30 protein-coding genes, 1 riboswitch and 1 other annotated feature are annotated in these 25701 nt (G+C 36.4%); of the genes, 25 read left to right on the top strand and 5 right to left on the bottom strand.

The window, feature by feature from the left end:
• Positions 1–15: 15 nt before the first annotated feature.
• The 14 genes from FFX44_RS07955 to FFX44_RS07890 all read left to right on the top strand — a co-directional run bounded on the left by FFX44_RS07955 (position 16) and on the right by FFX44_RS07890 (position 9321).
• Positions 16–669: an adenylate kinase gene (locus tag FFX44_RS07955; RefSeq protein WP_289979850.1), complete on the top strand. Its 654-nt coding sequence runs from the start codon at positions 16–18 to the stop codon at positions 667–669.
• 183 nt (positions 670–852) lie between these two features.
• Complete coding sequence (gene infA, locus FFX44_RS07950) at positions 853–1071, top strand: translation initiation factor IF-1 (protein WP_003689399.1); 219 nt, start codon at positions 853–855, stop codon at positions 1069–1071.
• Positions 1072–1105: 34 nt separating this feature from the next.
• On the top strand, positions 1106–1219 hold the full coding sequence (rpmJ, locus tag FFX44_RS07945) for a 50S ribosomal protein L36 (protein ID WP_003689393.1): 114 nt from the start codon (positions 1106–1108) through the stop codon (positions 1217–1219).
• Between the two features lie 25 nt (positions 1220–1244).
• A complete protein-coding gene (gene rpsM, locus FFX44_RS07940) occupies positions 1245–1610 on the top strand; it encodes a 30S ribosomal protein S13 (protein WP_003689378.1) in 366 nt (121 codons plus the stop codon).
• Positions 1611–1635: 25 nt separating this feature from the next.
• The gene (gene rpsK, locus FFX44_RS07935) at positions 1636–2025 is read left to right on the top strand and encodes a 30S ribosomal protein S11 (RefSeq protein WP_289979582.1); all 390 of its coding nucleotides are present in this window, start codon (positions 1636–1638) and stop codon (positions 2023–2025) included.
• Between the two features lie 85 nt (positions 2026–2110).
• Positions 2111–3055, top strand: a complete 945-nt coding sequence (locus tag FFX44_RS07930) for a DNA-directed RNA polymerase subunit alpha (protein WP_289979580.1) — start codon at positions 2111–2113, stop codon at positions 3053–3055.
• A 25-nt stretch (positions 3056–3080) separates the two neighbouring features.
• Positions 3081–3464: a 50S ribosomal protein L17 gene (gene rplQ / locus FFX44_RS07925; protein ID WP_289979578.1), complete on the top strand. Its 384-nt coding sequence runs from the start codon at positions 3081–3083 to the stop codon at positions 3462–3464.
• Between the two features lie 447 nt (positions 3465–3911).
• Positions 3912–4739: an energy-coupling factor ABC transporter ATP-binding protein gene (locus FFX44_RS07920; protein ID WP_289979848.1), complete on the top strand. Its 828-nt coding sequence runs from the start codon at positions 3912–3914 to the stop codon at positions 4737–4739.
• Positions 4715–5596 carry an energy-coupling factor ABC transporter ATP-binding protein gene (locus FFX44_RS07915; RefSeq protein ID WP_289979845.1) on the top strand — a complete coding sequence of 294 codons (882 nt, stop codon included), beginning with the start codon at positions 4715–4717 and terminating at the stop codon, positions 5594–5596. Before FFX44_RS07920 ends, FFX44_RS07915 begins: the two co-directional genes overlap by 25 nt.
• Complete coding sequence (locus tag FFX44_RS07910) at positions 5586–6386, top strand: energy-coupling factor transporter transmembrane protein EcfT (RefSeq protein ID WP_289979843.1); 801 nt, start codon at positions 5586–5588, stop codon at positions 6384–6386. Before FFX44_RS07915 ends, FFX44_RS07910 begins: the two co-directional genes overlap by 11 nt.
• A 24-nt stretch (positions 6387–6410) precedes the next feature.
• Positions 6411–7178, top strand: coding sequence for a tRNA pseudouridine(38-40) synthase TruA (truA, locus tag FFX44_RS07905; protein WP_289979574.1), 768 nt, complete (start codon positions 6411–6413; stop codon positions 7176–7178).
• Positions 7179–7304: 126 nt separating this feature from the next.
• Positions 7305–7748 (top strand): 50S ribosomal protein L13, encoded by a 444-nt coding sequence (gene rplM / locus FFX44_RS07900; RefSeq protein ID WP_354669253.1) that lies wholly within the window; start codon positions 7305–7307, stop codon positions 7746–7748.
• Between the two features lie 12 nt (positions 7749–7760).
• Complete coding sequence (gene rpsI / locus FFX44_RS07895) at positions 7761–8153, top strand: 30S ribosomal protein S9 (protein WP_289979572.1); 393 nt, start codon at positions 7761–7763, stop codon at positions 8151–8153.
• Positions 8154–8361: 208 nt separating this feature from the next.
• Entirely contained in the window at positions 8362–9321 is a 960-nt protein-coding gene (locus FFX44_RS07890; protein WP_289979570.1) for a LysR family transcriptional regulator, read from the top strand.
• Positions 9322–9550: 229 nt separating this feature from the next.
• Here FFX44_RS07890 and FFX44_RS07885 read toward each other — a convergent pair whose 3' ends face one another.
• From FFX44_RS07885 to FFX44_RS07875, 3 genes are all read right to left on the bottom strand, one after another.
• Positions 9551–10735, bottom strand: coding sequence for an NADH-dependent oxidoreductase (locus tag FFX44_RS07885; protein ID WP_289979569.1), 1185 nt, complete (start codon positions 10733–10735; stop codon positions 9551–9553).
• A gap of 165 nt (positions 10736–10900) precedes the next feature.
• Positions 10901–11992 carry an ABC transporter permease gene (locus FFX44_RS07880; RefSeq protein ID WP_289979568.1) on the bottom strand — a complete coding sequence of 364 codons (1092 nt, stop codon included), beginning with the start codon at positions 11990–11992 and terminating at the stop codon, positions 10901–10903.
• Positions 11989–12723 carry an ABC transporter ATP-binding protein gene (locus tag FFX44_RS07875; RefSeq protein ID WP_289979567.1) on the bottom strand — a complete coding sequence of 245 codons (735 nt, stop codon included), beginning with the start codon at positions 12721–12723 and terminating at the stop codon, positions 11989–11991. Before FFX44_RS07875 ends, FFX44_RS07880 begins: the two co-directional genes overlap by 4 nt.
• Positions 12724–12874: 151 nt before the next feature.
• Between FFX44_RS07875 and FFX44_RS07870 the strand changes: the two genes are divergently transcribed.
• The 3 genes from FFX44_RS07870 (at position 12875) to FFX44_RS07860 (ending at position 14710) form a co-directional block, all read left to right on the top strand.
• Positions 12875–13423, top strand: a complete 549-nt coding sequence (locus FFX44_RS07870) for a TetR/AcrR family transcriptional regulator (RefSeq protein ID WP_289979566.1) — start codon at positions 12875–12877, stop codon at positions 13421–13423.
• 103 nt (positions 13424–13526) lie between these two features.
• A complete protein-coding gene (locus FFX44_RS07865) occupies positions 13527–13841 on the top strand; it encodes a PadR family transcriptional regulator (RefSeq protein WP_289979565.1) in 315 nt (104 codons plus the stop codon).
• Between the two features lie 11 nt (positions 13842–13852).
• Entirely contained in the window at positions 13853–14710 is an 858-nt protein-coding gene (locus FFX44_RS07860) for a hypothetical protein (protein WP_289979562.1), read from the top strand.
• 130 nt (positions 14711–14840) lie between these two features.
• On the opposite strand, the gene FFX44_RS07855 is transcribed toward FFX44_RS07860, so the two are convergent.
• Positions 14841–15749: an L-lactate dehydrogenase gene (locus tag FFX44_RS07855; protein ID WP_289979560.1), complete on the bottom strand. Its 909-nt coding sequence runs from the start codon at positions 15747–15749 to the stop codon at positions 14841–14843.
• Positions 15750–15892: 143 nt separating this feature from the next.
• Positions 15893–16127, top strand: a binding site (T-box leader).
• 64 nt (positions 16128–16191) lie between these two features.
• Here FFX44_RS07855 and FFX44_RS07850 point away from each other — a divergent pair.
• The 3 genes from FFX44_RS07850 to FFX44_RS07840 all read left to right on the top strand — a co-directional run bounded on the left by FFX44_RS07850 (position 16192) and on the right by FFX44_RS07840 (position 19197).
• The gene (locus FFX44_RS07850) at positions 16192–16980 is read left to right on the top strand and encodes a carbon-nitrogen family hydrolase (RefSeq protein ID WP_289979558.1); all 789 of its coding nucleotides are present in this window, start codon (positions 16192–16194) and stop codon (positions 16978–16980) included.
• 35 nt (positions 16981–17015) lie between these two features.
• Complete coding sequence (locus tag FFX44_RS07845) at positions 17016–18191, top strand: pyridoxal phosphate-dependent aminotransferase (RefSeq protein ID WP_289979557.1); 1176 nt, start codon at positions 17016–17018, stop codon at positions 18189–18191.
• Between the two features lie 568 nt (positions 18192–18759).
• Positions 18760–19197 (top strand): MarR family winged helix-turn-helix transcriptional regulator, encoded by a 438-nt coding sequence (locus FFX44_RS07840; RefSeq protein ID WP_289979555.1) that lies wholly within the window; start codon positions 18760–18762, stop codon positions 19195–19197.
• A gap of 266 nt (positions 19198–19463) precedes the next feature.
• Here FFX44_RS07840 and FFX44_RS07835 read toward each other — a convergent pair whose 3' ends face one another.
• Positions 19464–20348 (bottom strand): LysR family transcriptional regulator, encoded by an 885-nt coding sequence (locus tag FFX44_RS07835; protein WP_289979552.1) that lies wholly within the window; start codon positions 20346–20348, stop codon positions 19464–19466.
• A gap of 273 nt (positions 20349–20621) precedes the next feature.
• Between FFX44_RS07835 and FFX44_RS07830 the strand changes: the two genes are divergently transcribed.
• The 5 genes from FFX44_RS07830 (at position 20622) to FFX44_RS07810 (ending at position 25287) form a co-directional block, all read left to right on the top strand.
• Positions 20622–21590, top strand: coding sequence for an AEC family transporter (locus tag FFX44_RS07830; protein ID WP_289979548.1), 969 nt, complete (start codon positions 20622–20624; stop codon positions 21588–21590).
• 281 nt (positions 21591–21871) lie between these two features.
• Entirely contained in the window at positions 21872–22465 is a 594-nt protein-coding gene (locus FFX44_RS07825) for an ECF transporter S component (protein ID WP_289979546.1), read from the top strand.
• Positions 22466–22495: 30 nt separating this feature from the next.
• Positions 22496–23218, top strand: a complete 723-nt coding sequence (locus FFX44_RS07820) for a glycoside hydrolase family 73 protein (RefSeq protein WP_289979543.1) — start codon at positions 22496–22498, stop codon at positions 23216–23218.
• A gap of 26 nt (positions 23219–23244) precedes the next feature.
• Positions 23245–23343, top strand: a riboswitch (purine riboswitch).
• 68 nt (positions 23344–23411) lie between these two features.
• Positions 23412–23999, top strand: coding sequence for a xanthine phosphoribosyltransferase (locus tag FFX44_RS07815; protein ID WP_289979541.1), 588 nt, complete (start codon positions 23412–23414; stop codon positions 23997–23999).
• Positions 23992–25287: a nucleobase:cation symporter-2 family protein gene (locus FFX44_RS07810; protein ID WP_289979538.1), complete on the top strand. Its 1296-nt coding sequence runs from the start codon at positions 23992–23994 to the stop codon at positions 25285–25287. The genes FFX44_RS07815 and FFX44_RS07810 overlap by 8 nt, the downstream gene beginning before the upstream one ends.
• Positions 25288–25701 lie beyond the last annotated feature (414 nt).

Here is a 25701-nt window from a genome sequence, read left to right as displayed (position 1 = left end):
TGAACAATGACAGGAATGAACTTAATGTTAATGGGACTGCCTGGAGCTGGAAAAGGGACACAGGCTGAAAAAATTGTTGATGAATTTAATATTCCGCATATTTCAACAGGGGATATTTTTCGTGCTGCTATTAAAAATAGCACACCAATGGGCTTGAAGGCGAAGGCTTTTATTGATAAAGGTGAACTTGTTCCAGATGAAGTTACAAATGGAATCGTCAAAGAACGTTTAAGTGAAACTGATACAGACAAAGGCTTTTTACTTGACGGTTTTCCTAGAAATATGGTTCAAGCAAGAGCGCTGGAAGAAATGGGAGTTGAGTTATCAAAAGCTTTGGTTGGTGTTATCAATATTCATGTTGATCCTGCTTCATTATTAGAACGATTGACAGGGCGCTTTATCTGCCGAAATTGTGGTGCGACATATCATAAGGTCTTTAAACCAACGAAGGTAGCGGGAATTTGTGACCGTTGTGGTAGCCATAACTTCTATCAGCGCGAAGATGATAAACCCGAAACTGTTAAGAATCGTTTGAGTGTTAATATTAAGATGAATACTCCATTATTAGCATTTTATGAAGAAAAGGGCTTATTACATGAAGTTGATGGTAACCAAGATATTGATAAAGTCTTCAGTGGTGTCAAAGAAATCTTAGAAAAGCTGAAGTAATGATTGTTGAAATTGCTTGCATATAGTTCTTTGAAATGATATACTATTTCAGGTTTATCTTTTCAATAGGATTAGTCTGTCCATTTGGATGGATTAGCTTGCGTAAGAAGAGTTACTCCTTGGTTTTAAGGAGTTGCCGTTTTGCGTGTAAAGTTTTAAAACCATTTAAGGAGGTACTTTTGCGTGGCGAAAGATGATGTGATTGAAATTGAGGGTACAATCAAAGAAACGTTACCCAATGCGATGTTCAAAGTTGAACTCGAAAACGGACACGAGATACTAGCTCATGTATCAGGCAAAATCAGAATGCATTATATTCGCATTTTACCTGGTGATAAGGTAACTGTCGAAATGTCCCCTTACGATTTGACTAAGGGCCGCATTACCTATCGCTTTAAATAGATTGTACTTCAAATACATTTGGGAGGTATAATTCATGAAGGTAAGACCATCAGTAAAACCAATGTGTGAACACTGTAAAGTAATTAAGCGCAAGGGTCGTGTTATGGTAATTTGCTCAAATCCAAAACACAAACAACGTCAAGGATAATTAAAAATTAGGAGGTGTAATTGTTATGGCTCGTATTGCAGGTGTCGATTTACCACGTGACAAGCGTATCGTAATCGGATTAACTTACATTTATGGAATCGGTAATACTACAGCACAAAAAATCTTAGCAGAGGCAGAAGTATCTGAGGATGTTCGCGTACGCGATTTGACTTCTGATCAAGAGGACAAGATTCGTGCTGTCGCTGATAAGTATAAGGTCGAAGGTGATCTTCGTCGTGAGGTCAGCTTAGATATCAAGCGTTTATCAGAAATCGGATCGTACCGAGGTCTACGTCATCGTCGTCATTTACCAGTTCGTGGACAAAACACGAAGAATAATGCACGTACACGTAAAGGCCCAGCTGCATCAATTGCTGGTAGAAAGAAATAATTAATTAAAGGAGGTTAGCTATTTCATGGCAGTTAAGAAAGGTTCACGTAAGCGTCGAGTAAAGAAAAATATTGAAGTCGGCGTAGCGCATATTCATTCAACATTTAATAACACACTTGTTATGATTACAGATGTTCATGGCAATGCTATTGCTTGGTCTTCTGCAGGCGCTCTTGGTTTCAGGGGTAGTCGTAAATCAACTCCATTTGCCGCTCAAATGGCTGCAGAAGCTGCAGCTAAAGGTTCAATGGAACATGGTATGAAGAGTGTTGAAGTTGCAGTTAAAGGCCCTGGCTCTGGTCGTGAAGCCGCTATTCGTGCTTTACAGACAACTGGTCTTGAGGTTACATCGATTCGCGATGTGACACCAGTTCCTCATAATGGATGTCGTCCTCCAAAACGCCGTCGTGTTTAATATGGTTTCGTATTCATTTTGAGGTAAATCTTCATAATGTTTTCGCCAGATTACACGCCGTGTTTTGAAAGGGGTAAAGATAAGAATGATTGAATTTGAAAAACCAAAAATTCATAAAATAGAAGAAAATCTTGATTATGGTAAATTTGTTATTGAACCACTTGAACGTGGCTATGGTACTACTCTAGGTAATTCACTTCGTCGTATTTTGCTTTCATCACTTCCTGGTGCTGCAATTACTGATATTCAGATTGATGGTGTACTGCATGAATTTTCGACCATCAAGGGTGTTCTTGAAGATGTAACACAAATCATTTTGAATCTTAAAAAAGTTGCTTTGCGTATTATTTCGGAAGAAAATCAAACTTTGGAAATCAATGTTGCTGGTCCTGCTGAAGTAACTGCGGGTGACATTCAAGGAAGTAGTGATGTTGAGGTTCTTAACCCCAATCTGTATATTTGTACAGTTGCTGAAGGCGCATCATTCCATGTTCGAATGACTGCTAACACTGGCCGTGGCTATGTTTCTGCTGATGATAACAAAGCCAGAGCTGATGATATGCCGATTGGTGTATTGCCAATCGACTCAATTTATACCCCGATTGAACGTGTAAACTATCAAGTAGAGAAAGCACGTGTTGGTCAAAGAGATGATTTTGATAAGTTGACACTTGATGTTTGGACTAATGGTGCAGTTACTCCAAGTGAAGCTATCAGCTTATCTGCGAAAATTTTAACAGAACATTTAACTTTATTTGTTGATCTTACTGATGAGGCAAAGAATGCTGAAATCATGGTAGAAAAAGAAGAAACACATAAAGAAAAAATGCTTGAGATGACGATTGAAGAGCTTGATTTATCGGTTCGTTCTTATAATTGCTTGAAACGTGCTGGAATCAACACAGTTCAAGAGTTAACTAACAAGTCCGAAGCTGATATGATGAAGGTCCGCAATCTTGGACGTAAGTCATTGGAAGAAGTTAAGAATAAACTTGTTGACTTGGGTTTATCATTACGTCATGATGACTAATCTTTATTAAGGGAGGGAATACTTCATGGGTTACCGTAAATTAGGACGAACAAGTTCACATCGTAAAGCTATGTTGCGTAACTTGACGACTGACCTGCTCGTTAACGAAAAAATCGTGACAACTGATGCACGTGCTAAAGAAGTGCGTAAATCAGCTGAAAAGATGATTTCATTAGGTAAGAAAGGCGACTTAGCTTCTCGTCGTCGCGCTGCTGCATTTTTGATGAATGTTGTAGCTGACGTTAAAGAAGACGGTGATAATGTTGTTGTTCAATCAGCATTACAAAAGCTTTTCTCAGATTTAGCACCACGTTTTGAAGAACGCAATGGTGGTTACACACGCATCCTCAAGATGGAAGAACGTCGTGGAGATGCAGCAAAAATGGTTGTTCTTGAATTAGTTGACTAGTTTGAAATAACTATCATTTTGTCACTTTTATAACGATAACTGGGCGTTACGATGATGGGGTAGTCCCTAGTCTAGTCCTAAGTACCTTAATTGGGAAACCTTCGTTATAAAAAGTGATTTTTTGGTTCTAAAGCATTTTTTTGCTTTGGAACCTTTTTTATAATCGTAGAATTGAGCTTTATGAAGCAAAATTGAATTTTAATTCAATACTGTAATTAAGCCGTAAGTTGTTGGTTAAAAGATAAATTGGTGACTAGTGCTCAAACTTAATCTAGTGATGCCAAAAGTTGAATTTTCTTGGGTGTGGTCATACTATCGACCGATAGTACACTTTTACTGTATTAGAACTGTTCTTTAATTCTTGCAATACAACTCTTTTTTAATAAACTGGATATGGTATGATAAATGTTATAAAATTCTAGCTGAGGAGAGTACAGAATAGTGGATATGATTGAAGTCAAAAATCTTATTTTTAAGTATCCGCAACAAGAAGTGTATAATTTCAACAATTTTAACTTGAAAGTCAAAAAGGGTGAATGGCTTGCGATTATTGGACATAATGGAAGTGGAAAGAGTACATTAGTACGTCTGATAGATGGTTTGCTGGCTCCCGAAAGTGGCGAAATTACAGTGAGTGGAATAAAATTAACGCCTGAGACAGTTTGGGATGTACGCAGTAAAATCGGCATGGTTTTTCAAAACCCTGACAATCAATTTGTTGGAGCTAACGTTGAAGATGATGTTGCTTTTGGATTAGAGAATGCTGCAATTCCACGTGAAGAAATGTTAATTAGGGTCAAACAGGCACTTGAACGTGTTGGTATGTGGAAATTTGCAGACCATGAGCCAGTTAGATTGTCAGGTGGACAGAAACAGCGAGTGGCATTGGCTGGAGTAATTGCATTAAAACCCGAGATTGTCATTCTTGATGAGGCTACAAGTATGCTTGATCCTGAAGGGCGTCTGGCAGTTTTGGAGATTATTCATGAGCTGAATCGCGTGGAGCATTTGACTGTTATTTCAATTACACATGATATTGATGAGGCATCTAAAGCACAGCGAGTGGTGGTACTAGATGATGGTAAAGTTGTTCAAGATGATATTCCTGCAGAGATTTTTTCACATAGAGCAGGTTTGATTAAAATTGGACTTGAGCCTCCTTTTTCGGAAAAATTAAAAGAGGAACTTATTAAACAAGGAATCAAAGTCCCTGATGAATATCTTACAAAAGAAGGAATGGTTGATTGGCTATGGCAATTATTTTCAAAACAGTAAATTATACGTATCAACCAGACACTCCTTTTGAACAACAGGCACTTGATAATATATCGGTTGAGATCCCTACTGGAAGTTACACTGCACTAATTGGGCATACTGGGAGCGGAAAATCTACTTTTTTGCAACATCTGAATGGGCTTTTGCGCCCAACAAGTGGCGAAATTCTAATTGGTGAACAAATAATTACGACTGAGACTAAGAATAAGGAGTTAGGTGAGCTTCGTAAACACGTAGGGATTGTGTTTCAATTTCCTGAGGCACAATTATTTGAAGAAACAGTAATTAAAGATATTGCCTTTGCACCAAAGAATTTCGGAAAAACTGAAGCGGAGGCAGAGATAATTGCGCGCAAAATGGCACGGCAAGTTGGATTAGGTGAAGAACTATTAACTAAATCTCCTTTTGAATTATCTGGCGGTCAAATGAGACGTGTTGCAATTGCTGGTATTCTTGCAATGGAACCTGAGGTCTTAGTGCTAGATGAACCAACGGCTGGGTTAGACCCCAAGGGACGTCTTGAGATGATGAGAATGTTCAAAAGGTTAAAAGAAGAACAGAACTTGACAGTTGTTTTGGTCACCCACCAAATGGATGATGTCGCCAATTATGCCGATAATGTAATTGTACTGGAAGAGGGAAAGCTGATTGCTAATGGAACACCTAGTGAAATTTTTTCGCAACCAGATTGGCTTGTTGAACATCATCTTGCATTGCCTAAGGCTGGTGAGTTTGCGTTGGCGTTTGAAAAGAAGACAGGATACAAGTTTTCAACTTTACCATTGACAGAGGTTTCCTTAGCTCGACAAATTGCATCTTTGTTGCATGAAGGTGGAGGTGATGTTCATCATGGGTAAAGTTTTATTAGGAAGGTATGTTCCTGGTGATTCAATTGTGCATCAGATGGATCCCAGAGCAAAATTGATATTAAGTTTTTTCTTTATTATTATTATCTTTTTAGCCAATAATTGGCAGTCATATGTTCTATTGTTGACGTTAACGATAGGCAGTATTATGGCTGCAAAAGTTAACTTTGCTTTTTTTATCAAAGGTGTTCGTCCACTAATCTGGTTAATATTATTCACAGTTTTGCTACAAATTTTTTTTAGTAGCGGAGGGACCATCTTTTGGAGATGGGGACCATTTAACCTATCTTATTTTGGCTTGATTAATGGGGCGTATGTTTTTTGCAGATTTGTACTCATCATTTTTATGTCAACATTATTAACGCTGACGACAGCACCACTTGAAATTGCGGATGCGCTTGAAAAATTGATGATGCCGCTAAAGAAAATCAAGGTTCCTGTCTATGAGATTTCCCTGATGCTGTCAATTGCACTGCGATTTGTACCCACGCTGATGGATGAAACTGCGAAAATTATGAATGCACAACGTTCACGTGGGGTGAATTTCGGTGAGGGAAATATTATGCAGCAGATAAAGTCGGTTGTTCCATTGCTTGTTCCGTTATTTGTTAGTTCATTCAATCGCGCCGAGGATTTGGCGACTGCGATGGAGGCACGGGGGTATCGTGGTGGTGAAGGAAGAACTAAGTATCGTGTACATTATTGGCATACGAGTGATACAACAGGATGTGCTGTCTTTGTGATAGTGATGCTTATCTTATTATTCGTGCGCCATTGGTAATTATGAGTGGATGTGAGGAATTAGATGTCAAAGAGGTATATGATAACGCTGGCGTATGATGGAACAAACTTTGCGGGATTCCAGAGCCAGCCTCAGCAACGGACTGTGCAAGATGTTTTAGAAAGCGCCGTTAATAAGATGAGTACTGCAAAAGAGTTTGTGCATGTTTTTGGTTCAGGGAGAACAGATGCTGGCGTGCACGCATATGGTCAGATTGTTCATTTTGATCTTGAAAATGATATTCCAGAACAAGGAATTGTGAATGGATTAAATAGTATGCTGCCACTGGATATGCAAGTAGTGGATGCAAAGATTGTCTCAAAGGAGTTCCATGCGCGATTTACGGCACATGGCAAACGTTATCTGTATCGTGTAAGTCGTGGACGTTTTGTCGATCCTTTCAAACGATTTTACACCGGACATTACAAGTATCCGATAGATATCGAATTAATCAAGAAGGCAATTCCAGATGTAATTGGAACACATGATTATTCAAGTTTTGTAGCGTCAGGCAGTCAAGCCAAAAGCCATGTTCGAACTATCTATGATGCAACTGTTAAGGAAGACTTTAAAAATAATGAAATAATTTTTGAATTCTTTGGGAGCGGCTTTTTATATAACCAGGTGCGAATCATGGTTGCTGCACTTCTTGAGATTGGTAATGGTAAGCGACCAGTACATGATTTTTTGCGCTTGTATGAAGTTAAAAATCGCAATGAATGTCGTGCAACTGCTCCAGCAAGCGGTCTGTATTTAAAAAAAGTATATTATAATGTAGAAAACGATAAATAAGTAATCGATTTTAATTGACTTTAAGGACAAAAAAAAGTATCATAATATTTGGTATTGTTTGCCCCACGGTAGGCCCCGGAAACTTATTTTGTGTCAAACAAGCATATACAAATGGAGGAAATAAACGTGCGTACAACATATATAGCAAAACCAGGCGAAATCGAACGTAAATGGTACGTAGTAGATGCAACCGATGTTCCTTTGGGACGTCTTTCATCAACTGTTGCTTCTATCTTACGTGGTAAAAATAAACCAGTATTTACACCAAATGTTGATACAGGTGACTTTGTGATTGTTATCAATGCAGAAAAGATTGCTTTAACAGGTCGTAAAGCAACAAGAAAAATTTACTATCATCATACAGATCATCCAGGTGGTTTGAAGAGCCGTACAGCTGGTGATTACCGTGAAAAGGATCCTGAGAAGTTAATTGCTTTATCCATCAAAGGAATGCTTCCAAAGGGTACACTTGGTACAGCGCAAGCTAAGAAGTTACATGTATATCGTGGTGCAGACCACAAACATGAAGCTCAACAACCAGAAGTATTGGATATCACAAACTTAATCTAGGAGGAAACTTAATTGGCTCAAGTACAATATAAAGGCACTGGCCGTCGCAAGAATTCTGTTGCTCGTGTACGTTTAGTACCAGGTACAGGTAAAATTGTTATGAACGGCAAGCCTGCAGAAGAATATGTTCCATTTGCAAACTTACGCGAAGTTATGGTTCAACCATTTGACGTTACAGAAACAAAGGATGCATATGATGTTCTTGTCAACGTTGATGGTGGCGGCTTCTCTGGTCAAGCTGGCGCAACACGTCATGGTATTGCCCGTGCATTGCTCGAAGTAGATCCTGATTTTCGTGGCGTCTTGAAACGTGCAGGTCTTTTGACTCGTGATGCACGTATGAAAGAACGTAAGAAACCAGGTCTTAAGAAAGCTCGTAAGGCTTCACAATTTTCAAAACGTTAATCGTTGGTATATCAATGATGAAAACACTTCCCTTTTTGGAGAGGTGTTTTTTTTTATAAAGAGAGAGCTAAAAATGGAGCGCGCAAAAGAATGAGATACAGCGATAAATTTTTCTGGACATGTTTTCGCAAAATTAAGTACAATAACAATGAAAGTACTTTGTTTAGTGTGACATTAAAAAGTAATGGATTATCCAAGGAGGGCTCGGATGAATTTTGAACAACTACTTTATGTTGAAGTTTTGGCGCAACATAATTCCATGCAAAAAGCTGCTGAGGTACTTCACATTAGCAAGTCAGGGTTAAGCATTGCAATTAATCAATTTGAAAGAGAATTGGGTGTGCGGCTATTTGATAAATCACCAGCTGGAACTCAGTTAACAATTGAAGGGGGACAGTTACTTTCCTCTATTTCAGATATTCTTAGTTTTAAAAATAATCTTGAAAATACAGCCGCTATTGTTGCTAATCCAAAAAAACATCAAAGGATTTCAATTCATTATATGAATACAATGTTAAAACCTTTTATGAATACCTTTATTGATAACTATGCAAGTAAATTCAAAAATGTGCAATTTGATATTAGCTGTCATGAATTTGAATCTATTGTCCGTCGTGTTCATAATCAAGAGATTGATGCGGGATTTATTGCTATTAATAACATCCAGGATGCAGCCGTAAAAGGTCTGGTTTTTACGCCAGTCTGTGATAGCAAGTTAGTTTTATTATGTGCTCCAGATAATTTTTTGAATACTTTGGGTAGACCAATCACCTTAGAAGATTTAAAAAAACAGCAATTTAGTATTTTCAATGATAAATTTCATGATGAAATTTTTGAAAAGTTACAATTTCAATGCGGCCCTTTATCCTTAATTTTAAGAGTAGATGATGCATGGGCGATGAACAAAGCAATAATTAAATTAAACACAGTCTGTTTTGGTCGAATATTACAGGGTGATTTATCAAGCAATCCAAATTTTTCAAACTTAAAAACAATTGATGTTGGTCATATCATTGACGATAACTTTAAACTTGGCTGGTTGACCAACCCCAATCATATGATATCTAAGAAAACACGGGAACTGTTACAAGATATTACGGCAGAAATTAAAAGAGAGTGTAATATAAATCGAAAAAGTTTGAGTACCAACTATAAATTACGAACATAACATGTACTTTGCTGTGATTAATTCAAAGTTGGACGGAGAATTTTGAATTATGGAACACTTTTATTCGTAATAAATAGAGGAGCTAGATCAAAATTTAACTTTGAATTTACTTATATATTTGGTCATAATAAAACCCCTAAAGTTGAGTGATTTTCACTTTAACTTTAGAGGTAGACCTCATTTTATCTAACTATTATGGTCACTTCATTTTGACCCAGTTCCCTGCGATTTAATTTGTCCCATCGTGAGTCACAACATCGTCCAGTTTAGTATTAGTAAGTGTCTTGAGATATTCTATCCCTGGCATAGCAAAATAGTCTGTGTTTGCAAGTAATTCAATCAAGCCGGGAGTTAAGTGAGATTTTTTAACAGATTCTTCGTTAAACTCTAAGAAAATTTTGTCCGCCTGTCCAGTTTTAAGTTTATAAGCAATTTGTGGATCAATTAAAGTTGGTCGACCTAAGCTTACAATATCTACATCGTTCAAAGCATCTTCCATTTTTTCAACGGTATGAATACCACCAGCAATTAAAATAAGCGCGGGTTTTTGGATACCTTTTCCAAGTAATTGTGCATAGTTTTTATCAGAATCATTAGGAGTAGCCGTATAATCATTTGTGGAAAGATGCACATAATCGAATTCAAAATCCGTGGACAACTTATTAACCAGTTGTTGAGATTCATGCCAAGTATAACCAACATTGTCACCATGGACTTCTTCTGGACTAATACGATAACCCACAATAAAGCCTTTTGGGGCATATTCTTCAACTACTCTAAAGACTTCTCGAGCAACCTCAATAGCAAAATTCATACGTTTTTCAAGACTGCCACCCCAAAAATCATTCCGAACATTTGAAAAACTGGAAAAGAACTCTTGAAGTAAATAATGATTTGCTCCATGAATCTCGACACCATCGAAACCACTATCAATGGCACGTTTGGTTGCGGTACCAAAATCATGTACAATATCCCATACTTCCTCTTCAGTCAATTCATGTAATGGGTAATCAATCCAAGGAAAATCAATTTTTGAAGGTACCTCCACACGACCGCCAAGAGTAATTCGGTACTGTGCTTCACGACCTGAGTGAACTAACTGAAGAATTGCCTTATTTCCATCTTTTTTTAAACCTTCAGCAATTTTTTTAAATCCTGGGACAAAGTTGTCATTATAAATTGCTAATTGTTCACGATTTGGGGCCCAAGAGCGTGAAGGTCCACCATTTGGACTGACACTTGTATATTCAACGATAACCATACCTGCTGATTGTGAACGCATATTATAATAGTCAACCGTGTCCTGCGTTATTTTTTCATCTAAACCGCTATTTGTTAGCATAGGTGATTGAGCAGTTCTGGTGGAGATTGTCGCACCATGCCGAAAGGTTACTTTATCTGTTAAATTTCTCATTATAAAAATGCCTCCTTATTTTTTATAAATCAAGTATAACATTTCACAATCTTTTAGGTGTTTCGGAAATATGAATATAATGTTGAGTTTTATTGAACAGAAACGCATGCTAAACTATTACCAATGTATGGGTCTAATTTTGGAGGCTTGCTACCAAATTGTGCTTTACACCTTTCGATATCGTTTGAGGCCAACGATGTTTAAGAATGTAAAAATAACTAGAAAAACTAGAAGAATTAACCAGTCTTTCGCTATAGCATTCAAGCCCTGCCCTTTGATCATTACATCTGTCAGTGCATCTCCTGCATAGCTTAGTGGCAATAGATAACTAATGAATTTGACCCAGTGAGCCATTGTATCTAATGGAATGATCCCTGAGAAAAAAACTTGTGGTACAACAATAATTGGAATAAATTGCATCATCTGGAATTCAGAGTTGGCGAAGGTTGATACAAATAGACCGATTACAAGTGCTACTAGAGCAACTAGAATATTCGTCAGTAACACTAAGAAAAGATTGCCAACTATTTCAACTTGGAGAATATAAATAGCAAATAGGACGATTAAAAGAGTTTGCAAGATTGCAAACAACCCATAGCCGGCAAGGTAGCCAAAAACTAGCTGACTTCGACGGATTGGTGTTGCTAAAAGACGATCTAAAGTTCCAGACGTACGTTCTCTGATAAGTGCAATTCCGGAAATTAGAAAAACAAAGAAAAAAACAAAGAAACCAATTAAGACAGGAAAGATTTTATCAAAAAAGGTACTATTCGAATTACCATAAAGATATGAGTTTTTTATTTTGAAATTCAAAGAAGTTCGTTTTGTAGAAGGTTGGAGCGGCATTTCTTTCAGAGTTGCAGACAATTCTTTAATATTTGATGCTAATAGTGCATTTGCAAACAGGCTTTTAACTTGCGCACTTTTCGTAGGATCCTCATTCTCATATGTAATCTCAAGTTTATTTTTGTTACGTGTAACAAAAGCATCCAGATTGGCAGCTTGAATCTTCTGCGTATGGTTGTGTGAGTTTTGATAATGATGGATGCTCACCTTGGAATTTGGGAGTGATTGAATGATTTTGTGAGGAACACTAGTGGTAACACCAAGTTTAAGTTTTGTATCAGTATTTGAATTAAAGACTAAGTTCATTAATGTCAGAATTAAGATGGGAGCTAATAGCATCAATGCGAGAGTTCTTTTATCACGGATGATTTCTTTGATTACTCTAACTAGAACGGCTTTGAACTGAATCATTTTGAACTCACCTCTGCTTTCAAAAAGACTTCTTCAATACTGGTTGCATTGAACTTCTTTTTCAACTCGTTTGGAGTACCTAATGCGAAAATCTTACCATTGATAATTAGTCCGACTAAATCGCATTTTTCTGCTTCGTCCATAACATGTGTTGTCACAATAATTGCTTTTTGAATAGTTGCCAGAGCACGTAACTGTGTCCAAATGTCAAGTCGCAAACTAGGGTCAATTCCAACTGTTGGTTCATCCAAGATAATCAAATCAGGATTGGCTAATAATGCAATAGCCAGGGAAAGACGGCGTTTCATTCCACCGGAAAAAGCAGCGACAATTTGGTGCAGTGAATCTGTTAGGTTGACTAGGGATATATTTTTATTAATAGCAGCGGTTAGTTCTGCACCCGTAATTCCCATAAGGTTACCAAAGAAAGTTAGGTTTTCTAGCGCGGTCAGTGTTTCATATAAAGCATCTGTTTGGCCCATGTATCCAATCTTCTCAAGAATTTGACGGTTGGGCATCTTTTCTCCAAAAATGGCAGCAGATCCAGTATCAAGTTTCTCCATACCTAGCAGACACTTGATAGTTGTTGTTTTACCAGAACCACTTGGGCCGATTAAGCCAATTATTTGGCCTTGTTTGATGTTTAATGTAATATCGCTGAGCACTTTTTTTTGACCAAAAGATTTAGAAGCATGGTTGATTGATGCGATTGTATAATTAAAATCGGTCATGGATAAATCCTCCTTTTTACTTTTAATGTACATTGTGTTTATTATATATATATTTGAAGTATAAGAGTTTTTATAAATTCTACAAGCAAAAAGACGAGATAATGGACAGATTAAGAAAATTGATTTTTAGGTTGTGAAAGGTGGAACCTGCATGATGGATTTGAGGTACCAAAAGACGAAAATTGCAATCTTAAGGGCAATTGAGGTATTGTTGCAAAATAAAGATTTTGAGAAGATTTCAATTAAAGATATTTGTGAAGCAGCACAAATAAGTCGCAGTGCATTTTACCTTCATTATACTGATAAATATGATTTAGCAAAGCAATGTCAACTTGAATTAATTGAGACGGGAAACCGGCTTATCAAAGAATCTATCATCGTTAAACGTAGGGAATTGATGCTGACAATGTTAAACTTGCTTTTGGGAGAAGGAAGGGTACTAGCATTATTGATTTCGAGTCATGGGTCAAGTGAAATTCAAGATAATATTCGTTATTTGATGCGTGAGAATGCACGTGAAAATATTTTACCACTTACAAATCTCAAGTTCGAAAACACAACTGAAGAGCGCTATTTTCTCAGTTTTTTTAGCAATGCTCTGTTCGGTGTAATTCAAGAATGGATTAATTCTGGACAAAAAGAAACACCCGAAGAAATCGTAGCACTTGTGGATAAAAACTTCCTATTTGAATTCGAATAAGGATAAAGGTATATTTTCACTACTATGCTTTACAAACTACTCCCCCTATGTTATCTTTTTATGGTAGTTAGCATTACATACTAGTTGGAAAGGAGTTATCAATTTGAGCAAAACACAAATGCTGAAAGGTGTACTTGAAGGTTGCGTTTTGCAAGTAATTTCAAAACACGAAACCTATGGGTATCAGTTGGTTCAAGAATTACGAACAGCCGGGTTCAAGGATGTAATTGGTGGAACTATTTATCCTATTTTGCAGAAATTAGAAAAAAAAGAACTGATTACTGGTGTGATGAAACCTTCACCTGAAGGACCAAGCCGCAAGTATTTCAATATAACTCTAACAGGGCAAGAAAAACTAGCAATTTTTATGTATGACTGGCGTGAAATTAATGGAAGTGTTAATCAGATCTTCAAGTAGGGGGAAATCGGATGAGTAGTAGAGACAAGCAGGTTGAAGGTATCAGAAATAAGATGAACGAGTTACAGAAAAAGTTAGAGGGTGAAAATGCAACCTTTTTTGATGATCTCAGAGGTTACTTGATTACATCCAGTCTTTTTTATGATGAATTAGATGTGACAGAACAATCTTATAATGTTTGTGTTGATTTGATTGAAGCACAAGAAAATGGGCAGACAGCACAAGAATATTTTGGCAAGGATAGTCGTAAGCTTGCCGACAGTATGATTAAAAATTTTAGGCATGCAGGCTATCGCGAAATCATGGAGTTAATATTATTACCAATTGGGATATATTGGGCAATATCATTTATTAGTGACTTTGCAAAGAGAGGTGCACTAAAAATAAATATTCTCGAATATATATTGATTGCATTGCTTTCGCTGGGAATGGTAGTAATTGTTTTTGAGGCAGTTCATAAATCAATTTATTTGAGTGAAAATAATCCATTTAGAAAATCAAAAATCGTTCAATTTATCATTGGAACTATTTTCTTTACTTGTATCACAGGTGCGTTTGTGACAATTAGTGTATTTACACCACCAATTTGGATAGCTAAGTTGGTGTATCCAGGTGATGTAATTCTAATGTTAACCGTCACAGCAATTTTTCTCGGCTGGATTATTATTGGAAGAAAAAGAGAACTGTATAGTATTACTCCTTTTATTGTATTGATGGCTGCTGTTGGGATGTTACAAAGAATACCCGTAATGTTAGCAGTTGTAGGTTCCAATAATATCAAGTTTTTAGCGGTGGGTGCAGCAATTAGCGGTTTCTTAATCAATATTGTTTGGGGAAGAATTGAGATGAAGAGAATAGCACACGATTAAAAGTAAAATTTTTTTTATAAGTAAAAAGATGATACCGTTATAGATTTTCTGGCATCATCCTTTTAAATAATTTGCAATTCTTAAAACTTGGGGTTTAGAAATGTAACTTCTATATGTTACATAGCACTTTTTATTTATTTAGTTTTTCCTTAATAATCTTAGCGGAGTTGTCTAACTGAACTTTTTCTTCAATTGACAATGAAATTGAGTTGACTTCAATTATTCCTTTGCGACCAACGACTGCAGGGTAACCAATGTAATGACCGTATTCTTCAAGATAGACAGAAGTTGGACAGGCTAAATGTGCATCTGAAAGAACTGCCTGTGTCAACTTGATTGCACAGGTCGCGATTGCATAGCAAGTATAGTGTTTGCCAGAGAAGACTAACCAACCGCCACGGCGCGCCTGTTGATCGAGTGAGGTTAAATCGAGACCTTTTTCCTCTGCGATTTTAATGATTGGATGACCTTTAACTTCAATAGTTGTCCATGCAGTGTATTGGGATTCACCGTGTTCACCCAAAACATATCCGCTGACATTTTTAGGATCTTCGTGGAGAGCTTGACCAACGGCGCGTTGCATTCTAGCTGTATCCAAGAATGTTCCGGTTCCGAAGACTTGTGCTTTGCTGAGACCAGTCTGTTGTTGCAATAACGTGGTAATTACATCACAAGGATTACTGATATTGATAACAACACCATGGAATCCAGATGTTTTAAGATTTGCTGCAACTTCTTCAACCGCTTCTGTATTGAAATTAAGCTCTCCAAAGCGATCACCATCCATTTTGATGGAATCGATGTTTCCAAAGGCAGTGATGACGACATCAGCATCAGATAGTGAGTCATAATCCTGTGGGATAATCTTGGTGAACGTGTCTAGTCGTGCAAGTGTATCACGCAAGTCATATTCTTCTGCGGTTGTCTTGTCATCATTAGTATCAATAATAACTAATTCATCGGCAATTCCCTTTGTAACTAAAGTATAGGCAATCGTGGCACCAACATGTCCTAAACCAATTATTCCAATTTTGCGCATTTTAAGTTCCTCCCCGTTACTAAAATTTCAGTAAAACACTGTTATCAATTTAAATTTTAAATTAGTGAATGTCAAGTAAAAAAAGATTTTAATCTTGACATAACTGTCTTTTCAGATAAAATAGCCTTGTGAACATTAAAATGAATAACATAATGAAAAGTAGAGTATATGTGTAAATTTTTGAGAGAGCTCTCAGTTGGTGTGAGAGAGTAAATGAATGCATAGAAAATGAGCTTGGAATGGTGCTTAGCAACTTGTGAGCTAGCAACGGATTTGTGCACGTTATTGACACATGCTAAATTACATGTTTTTAGCTGTGGAGGTGTTATCTATGAAGATAGCACAAATCAAGGTGGTAACACGAGACTCGTCCTTACATACAAGGGATGAGTCTTTTTTTGGTAAAGAAAAGATAATACAAGTTATTAGAAAGCAGGTAGATATGAAAAAATTCAAAGCAAGTCTTTTACAATTGGACATAACTTTTGGTAATCCAGAAGCTAATTACATTAATGTTGAGAAGTATATTAGAAAAGCAGTTCTTAGTAAGCCAGATGTCTTAGTATTACCTGAAATGTGGAATACAGGATATGCCTTGGACGAGCTGGGAGAGATTGCAGATCAAGATGGCAAAAGAACTAGGGCTTTTCTCGCAAAACTCGCCAAACGGTTTGCAGTTAACATTGTCGGCGGTTCAGTGGCAACTAAAGAGGATGGAAAATTCTACAATACAAGTTATGTATTTGATCGTAAAGGTAATTTAGTTAGCCAATATCAGAAGGTTCATTTATTTGGTCTGATGAATGAAGATGATTTTATCAGTGCTGGTTCAACTCAAAATCAATTCGTGCTGGATGATATCAAGGCAGCGGGGGTAATTTGTTATGACATTCGTTTTCCAGAATGGGAACGTAAGTTGATGTCAAATGGGCAACAGATACTTTTTGTGAGTGCACAATGGCCAACTAAGCGCATTGCGCAATGGAAAATGCTATTATGTGCACGTGCAGTTGAAAATCAAGCATTTGTAGTTGCAGTTAATCGTGTTGGTGAAGCACCTAAGGATAGTTTTAACGGTCATTCCTTAGTGATTGATCCATTAGGTAAGATCTTAATAGAAGGTACTACAGATGTAGAAGGAATTTTTACCTGTGAATTTGATCTAGATGATTTAATACAAGTGCGGGGAAATATACCGGTCTTCAAAGATCGCCGGCCAGAACTATATTAATGAAGAACAAGCATCTAAAGAAGGAGAAATGCATAATGTTTTTTGAAGAATCAGAACTTTTAAAGAATTTACCAACGCAATTTTTTGCAACACTTGTAGCCAAGGTTAATCAGAAGGTTGCTGCTGGAAATGATGTAATCAATCTTGGACAAGGGAATCCTGATCAGCCGACATTTGACTATATTGTTAAAGAGTTGCAAGAACAAGCAACTCAGCCAATCAACCACAAATATTCGCAGTTTAGGGGTCTCCATGCACTTAAAGTTGCTGCTGCAAAATTCTATAAGGAAAAGTACGGAGTTGATTTGGAGCCTGAGTCTGAAGTTGCAATCTTAGGCGGTTCAAAAATTGGACTGGTTGAATTACCATGGGCATTGATGAATCCAGCTGAACTATTGCTGCTGCCAGATCCAGGTTATCCAGATTATCTATCAGGAGTAAGCTTGGGTAAGGTTAATTATGAAACTTTCCCATTAAAAAGGGAGAACAATTTTTTGCCAGATTATCAAGACATTGACGAAGAAACTGCAAAAAAAGCAAAATTTATTTATTTGAACTACCCGAACAATCCAACAGGAGCAGTTGCTACCAAAGAATTTTATAAGAGGACAGTTGCTTTTGCACGTAAATATAATATAGGAATTGTGAGTGATTTTGCATATGGGGCAATAGGCTTTGATGGATATCATAATCCAAGTTTTTTGGAGGCTGATGGAGCAAAAGATGTTGGTATTGAAATGTACACTTTTTCGAAGACCTTCAATATGGCAGGGTGGAGAATTGCATTTGCTGTTGGGAATCCATCTATGATAGAAGCAATTAACTTGATTCAGGATCATTTGTTTGTGAGTGTCTTCCCAGCCATCCAAGAAGCAGCAGTTACGGCATTATTAGATTCGCAAGAAGAGACTGAAGTAAAGAAGCTTGTCAGCAAGTACGAAGAACGACGTAATGCTTTTGTCGGTGCAGCTAAGAAGATTGGATGGAATGCATTTATTCCTGGAGGGACCTTCTATGCTTGGATGCCTGTCCCTGAAGGTTATACAAGTGAGAGCTTTGCCGATTTATTGCTAGAAAAGGCAAATGTTGCAGTTGCACCAGGCAAAGGATTTGGAATAATGGGAGATGGATATGTCCGAATTGGGTTATTAGTTGAACCAGAACGACTAGTAGAAGCGGTAAAACGGATTGAGAAGTTAAAACTTTTCTAAAGAAATAGGAATGGATATTCATATTTTTAACAATTAACACTATGATTATGGGTATAAGAATTAGTATAAAATGAGATCTAAATTTATTTTTTAATTTATCATAATTCGGTGTGTTGTTGTTGCTTAGTGATTGTCATGTAATCACTTAGATAAATATGGGTATTTTTTTGTCTTCTTTATTGTTATTAGGAACCTCTTAGTTTAAAAAAATTATAAGTTATAAGAAAAAATTTGTTTTTTTTAGTAATTTAAATAATATAGATGGGCTGACGTTAGCTTTTTTTTAAAAGTTCTTGATAGTATAATATAGAAGTGAAGTTTAACTTTTTACACAATAGAAAGTTAACAAAAGGATGAAAGCACTTAAAAAGCTTAATGTGTGGTGATGAATAGCAAGGATTAAGGCAAATAACTGGTTTTTTACCTTAAAAAGCATATAATGATAAACAAGAATTTGTATTAAGTTGTGATTTTAGGCATCGTAGCTTGACAGCAAGAATTAATTCTAGTATATTAAGTAAGTTCAAGTTGAATATAAATAAATTTAGCAAAAAATGGAGGAAAAAAAGTGATAACTTTACAAAAGTCTTTAACTAATTTAATGCAAGTATTAAGGTTACATGAACATCGTCAAAATGATCCTGATTTCGAAAAATTAGGAGCAATCGATGTCTATTACCTTGAAGCAATTTATCAATTAAAGGAACCTACGATTGGTATGATTTCAAAATTGCTTGATCAATCAACACCTAATACTAACTATCATATTAAAAAATTAATGCGACTTGGTTTAATTGAGAAACGCTTAGATGATACAGATCGGCGTGTTACTCATTTGATGGTTACGGAGAAATATCTCAAGATGCTTGAGTCAGATAATGAATTCTGGCAAAGACTAGAAAATCGTTTGGAAGATGAGGTTGCACCAAAGGATCTAGCGATTTTTAAGCGGGTTTTACGCCAAACTATTGAGGTCGTTTCTGATGAAAGCTTAGACGAATTTTAAATAGAATCCATTAGTTAGGGAGTGTACCGTAAGTCGGAGGGTTCGAGTTAGTAATTCGAAGTTGGACGGAGAATCTTGATTTATGAAGCACGTTTATTCGTAATAGGTAGAGGGACCAGATCAAAACTTAACTTTTGATCTAGTTCTTTTTTTTACACTAAAAAACTTCTAAAAGTGTCTTGCTTAATTCAACTTTTAGAAGCCACTATAATTCGCAGCTCTGTATTGCTGCTCGAATTTTACTACTTTATTACACAAATTTTTTCTTATAAATTAATTTTCTGTGGGAGTATCTCTATCAGGCGTTGCTGGAGTTGGGTAAGCATATGCGAGTGCCGATATACAAGTGAGAGAAGAAACTCTGGTTGATCAGCATCAGCAATATCTAGGACTTTGATTCCAGCTTCTGGAGGTAAGGCCAACTCGGTTAAGAAGCTTATCCCCATATTTTCTTTAATCATTGCTTTTAAGATATGAACGTCATTGGAGCGATGAATAATCTGCGGACGAAATTGGTTAGCATGACACATCTTGCTGAAAGCAATTGAGTGAATGAAACGGTCATCTAATATAATGAACTTTTCCTGTGCCAATTCTTTGAAATTGACACTTTTTTGTTGTGCCAAAGGATGTTTCTCACTGACTGCAATCTTAAAATGTGTACGATCGAAAATTTTGGCATCGAGTTTGGAGTCCACAATTGGTGTAATCGAACCAATTAAGGCTAAATCAAGCGTTCCGTCAATAATATAGTTAAGCATCTCATTTGATCCAGATTCGAAAATATCTAATTTATCAATTAAGCCAGCACGTAATAATTCTGGGGCTACGTGTGGAAAATAATAAGTTCCAATAATCGGCGGTAAACCAAACATTACTTTTTCGCTTGAAATTCTGGCAAGCTCTTTTTTCATGACTTCTAGTTCATTCAATATTTGCGTAACATGCCGATCGAGCTGTTCGCCACTTGGAGTGACGACTAATTGTTTATGAGAGCGATCACGGACAAATAATTTAACTTCAAGTTCTGTTTCTAAACGTTTAATCGCCATTGTGATTGTAGGTTGGCTCACGTTGAAGAAAGATGCAACCTGAGAAAAGTTTTTGTATTTGACCAATTCATGGAAGTAATGAAACTCCCTAATATTCATAATAAATCCTCCTTGTAAAATTAGCATAATATTCTTCATATAAAAACAATTGATAGTATAATGCAACTTTGACTATAAATTAAGACAAGTTTAACATATCAAGTGAGTTTAGCAATGCTTTTAGAGATGAAAATAATGAGTATCTTAATTTATTTTTCAAATAAAAGCTTTTCACTTTGTGGAGATAATCAGCTTATTCCATGATTATCTCTGTTTCATAGCAATAATTTTTTGAAGTAGTTTATTAATAATAATTTATGGGGGTAATAAGAAATGACAGTATTTTTAACTTCAGTTTCTAGTGTAACAGTTATTGTCTTGATAATGGCTTTAGGATACATTCTAAGAAGATCTGGGTGGTTTTCAGATACATTTGGCAAGAATATTTCTTCTTTGATTACTAAAATTGCTTTACCGGCATCAATCTTTGTCGCTGTAATGAATAATTTAACACGAAGTAAATTGTTCGGTTTATCAACAGGGCTACTGTTTCCTGCAATAGCGGTAATATTAGGTTATATAATTGCGTGGGTAACAGTTAAAGTCTTGAAAATTCCAGCAGGACGCCGTGGTATTTTTATGAATGCCGTTGTTAATGCTAATACCATCTTTATTGGGATGCCATTGAACAATGCACTTTTTGGTTCAAAAGCAACAACTTACTTCTTAATTTACTATATCATTAACACTGTTTCTACTTGGGCATTTGGTGTATTTTTAATCTCCAATGATGACCCAACTGTTGATAAAAGTAAGAAAAAGGCACAAAAATTAAATTGGAAAAAACTCTTACCAATGCCACTTGTTGGTTTTATTGTTGCCGTTGTCTGGATGCTTATTGGCATTCCAGTTCCATCATTTGCTGAACAAACTTTGACATATGTAGGTTCACTTGTGACACCATTGTCATTAATTTATATTGGGATTGTACTTGCGGATGCAGGTCTAAGTAACATGAAACTCGATCGAGATACTATTTTAGCTCTATTAGGTCGATTTGTGTTGTCCCCAGTGGTTTTAATTATATTAATTAAACTGGGTGGATCATTAGGATTGGGTATGCCAACGTTAATGAGCCAGACGTTGATTGTGCAATCTGCGACACCAATGCTTGCTGTACTTCCTATTTTAGCGAATGAGGCTCATGGTGATGTTAAATATGCAACAAATGTTGTAACAATTAGTACTGTATTGTTTATTGTGATTGTGCCAATTTTGATGGCAGTTATTCAGTTTGTCTAACCATTATGGGGCACTTCAAAATATATCAAGCCCAAAAATTAGCTTGAATCAATGAAGCTTTCGAAAATTAAGAATATAATTAAGGATGGAGTTGGGTCAAAAGTTAAATTTTGATTCAGCTCCTTTTCTTGCATCTAGTCAAATTCTTAATTATTATTCTTGGGTCTTTGAACTAGTGATTTGCTAATGATTTTAAATTATTGTCCCCCTTTTTTGTGAGTAAAAAAAAGATGGATTGTGTTATAATCGATTCTATATTAATGCGAGTGGAGTTGGAAAATTTGAGTAATCATCAAAAAACAAGAAGGCTCGTTTTTTTGTCTTTTTTTACAGCAATTATCATTGTCCAAAATCTAGTTCCATTTTTAGGATATTTACCAATTGGCCCACTAGACTTAACTTTAATCCACATTACAGTCATTGTTGCGGCTTTTGTACTTGGCCCAGTGGATGGTGCAATCGTTGGGGGTGTTTGGGGTGTAATAACTTTTGTAAGAGCATTTATTTGGCCAACCAGTCCCTTAGCTACAATTGTTTTTGTGAATCCATTAATCGCTATATTACCCCGTATCATGATAGGTATTGTTGCTGGAGGGATATTTGGAATTGCGCTTAAAAGATATAAGAAACCTTATAGGGTTTTACCGGTGGCGGCAATCTTGGGAGCCTGTTGCAATACGCTCTTGGTACTGGGACAAATTTATCTGTTTTATCAAGGAAAGTCCCAAATCTTGTATCATATTGATGCTAAAGCTCTTTTGCCATATCTATTGACTGTCGTAGGAACAAATGGAATTCCTGAAGCAATTCTTGCTGGAATAGTTGCCCCCCTAATTAGTGTTCCATTGATAAAAAGATGGAACTTCCACAAATGAGATTGTTCGAAAATGAAAGGTTGAGTCTTTGTGCCTAGGAAAAAAAGTACAAGAACACGAATGGTTAATAAGAGAAAGCCCTCTGCAAGAAGAAAAGGAAAGTCTAAAAAAAAATGGGGGATATTTTACACAAATGGGCACGTGCAAATTTTTAATGTTGCCGTGGCTTTGTTGATTCTTGGAATTCTAGGAGTGCAGTTGCTTGGGTGGGTAGGTAGAGTTGGTGAACAAAATAATCAAAATACACAAACTAGTCAAATAAGTGATGCAACAAAGCGCAAATTTATTACTGCACTGCTACCAATTGCACAAGCGCAGCAAAAGCAATACAAGATATTAACCAGCATAACTTTAGCCCAGGCTGCGCTTGAATCTGATTGGGGACAAAGCCAACTGGCTGCACGATACTATAATCTGTTTGGGGTAAAGAGTAGTGCGTCAAATGCGAAGGCTTTGACGACAAAAGAATATGTTAATGGTCAATGGATTACGGTAACTGCTAATTTTGCTGTTTATACAAGTTGGACACAGTCAATTGAGGCGCATACGAAACTATTTGTGCAAGGAACTGCGTGGGATAGTCAGCATTATCAGGTCGTTTTGACTGCCAACAATTATAAGGAGGCAGCTCAAGCGCTACAAGCAAAAGGCTATGCAACCGATCCTGATTATGCAGCAAAACTAATTAATGTGATTCAGACATACAAATTAAACAAATATGATACCTTATCTGAAACAAACACGAATGAATAGTGTTGAAAAATAGATTTTCATATGTTAATCTTCAATAAGATATTGCTTATATAATGTCATAATATGGTTGACGAGTTTCTACCTAGGACCGAAAATCTTAGACTATAAGTAAAAAAGCTGTTATTTAGTGGGCTTCTTTTACTGTTTTTGACCGTAGAAGAAGTCTTTTTATTTTGCAAAGGAGAGACAAAAAGTGAAGTTATTAGAGAATCGCATTCGTGAAGATGGACTGGTTCTACCAGGCAATGTATTAAAGGTTAATCAATTCTTGAATCATCAAATTGATCCTGATTTGATGTATAAATTAGGACAAGAATTTGTGAAATTATATCAGGGTGAGGAAATCACTAAGATAGTGACAATCGAAGCATCAGGGATTGCGCCCGCAATAATGACTGGTTTGATTTTGCATGTTCCTGTTTTATTTGCACGCAAGCAAAAAAGCAGCACTATGAATGCAGGCTTGTACACTGCGGAGGTTTATTCATACACTAAGAAAGTGAAAAATACTGTTTCTGTGGATCAAAAGTTCTTGAACAAGAATGATCGTGTTTTAATTATTGATGATTTTTTGGCTAATGGACAAGCAGTTCAAGGATTGATAGATATCTGCAAGGCAGCGCAAGCTGAAGTAGTTGGTGTTGGAATTGCAATTGAGAAGTCTTTTCAAGATGGAGCAAAGTTAATTAAGAAACAAGATATTCGGCTTGAATCACTTGCTCGAATCTCATCTTTTGCTGACAATCAGGTTCATTTTGTGGAGGATAAAGACAATGAATAATGATGAGCTCAAGGAAGTTTCACATGGGAAAGCAGCTATCTTAGGAATTCAGCACCTCTTAGCAATGTATTCGGGTGCGGTAGCAGTTCCCTTGTTGATTGGTGTGGCTCTGAAGTTCAATAGTACACAGATGACTTATCTGGTTTCAATCGATATCTTCATGTGTGGGTTAGCAACATTATTGCAATTATTAAGGAATCGTTATTTTGGAATTGGCTTACCCGTAGTCTTAGGATGCGCCATTCAAGCAGTTGAACCGCTTAAAATGATTGGCAAACAGTTTTCGATTGGAACAATGTATGGTGCAATAATTGTTGCCGGGATTTTTGTATTTCTGATTGGGGGACAATTTGCCAGAATTAAGAAGTTTTTTCCACCAGTCGTAACAGGATCATTGATTACCGTTATCGGACTAACCTTGATTCCAATTGCTGTCCAAAATATTGGTGGTGGTGATGCAGCAGCTAAAACATTTGGCAGTTTGCAAAATCTCTTACTAGGATTAATTACAATCGTTGTCATACTATTGATTCAAGTTTGGGGAAAAGGGTTCATTAGTTCTATTGCTATTTTGATTGGATTAGTTGTAGGAACAATCACAGCATCATTTATGGGCCTTGTTTCAACTTCTCCAATCTCAGAAGCAGCATGGTTTCATATCCCGCAACCATTTTATTTTGGTGCGCCACAATTTGAATGGTCATCATCGCTGACTATGATAATTATTGCTTTGGTCTCAATGGTTGAGTCAACGGGTGTATTTTTTGCATTAGGAAGTATTTTGGATAAGAAGATTACTTCGGATGATCTGAAAAGAGGTTATCGAGCGGAGGGATTAGCTGTAATTCTCGGTGGAATCTTTAATACCTTTCCCTACACGACTTTTTCACAAAATGTTGGTTTGCTGCAACTCTCTGGTATTAAAACTAAACGTCCAATCTATTGGTCAGCAGTGATCTTAATGATAATGGGGCTTTTGCCAAAAATTGGAGCAGTTGCAACAATCATCCCAACTCCTGTTTTAGGTGGGGCAATGCTAGTGATGTTTGCAATGATTAGTGTCCAAGGTATGCGGATGCTCTTCGCAGTTGATTTTTCTGATGAGCGTAATATTCTAATTGTTGCTTTGGCTGTTGGAATGGGTCTTGGTGTTTCTGTGTACCCAGGTATTTTTCAATTTTTACCAAAAACAGCGCAATTATTTTTAGGAAATGGAATTGTTGTAGCAAGCATAACATCAGTCCTATTAAATATTATTTTCAAGGGGAAAGATGGTTTGGTTGAATAACTAAAATAAAAATGTGACTTGTGAAACACGTTTATTCATAATAAATAAAGAGCTGGGTCAAAATTTAACTTTTGGCTCAGCTCCTGCTTTTTATTTTGGAAAGTGCTCAAAGATTACCCAATTTTTGATGCATTCATATATTTAACATGCTAACAAAAATAATCTTTTGTGCCTAATTCAAATTACTTATAACCAATCCCAGGTTAATTACGTAATTTACATTAGTGCTCAAAGGTTACCCGATTTTTGACGCATTCATATATTTAACATGCTAACAAAAATAATCTTTTGTGCCTAATTCAAATTACTTATAACCAATCCCAGGTTAATTACGTAATTTACATTAGTGCTCAAAGATTACCCAATTTTTGATGCATTCATATATTTATAAAACTATTAAAATTCAGGGCACTA

The sequence above is a fragment of the Lactobacillus sp. UCMA15818 genome (assembly GCF_030400225.1).
Classification (GTDB): Bacteria; Bacillota; Bacilli; order Lactobacillales; family Lactobacillaceae; genus Liquorilactobacillus.
This window is presented reverse-complemented; position numbering and strand designations above follow the sequence as displayed.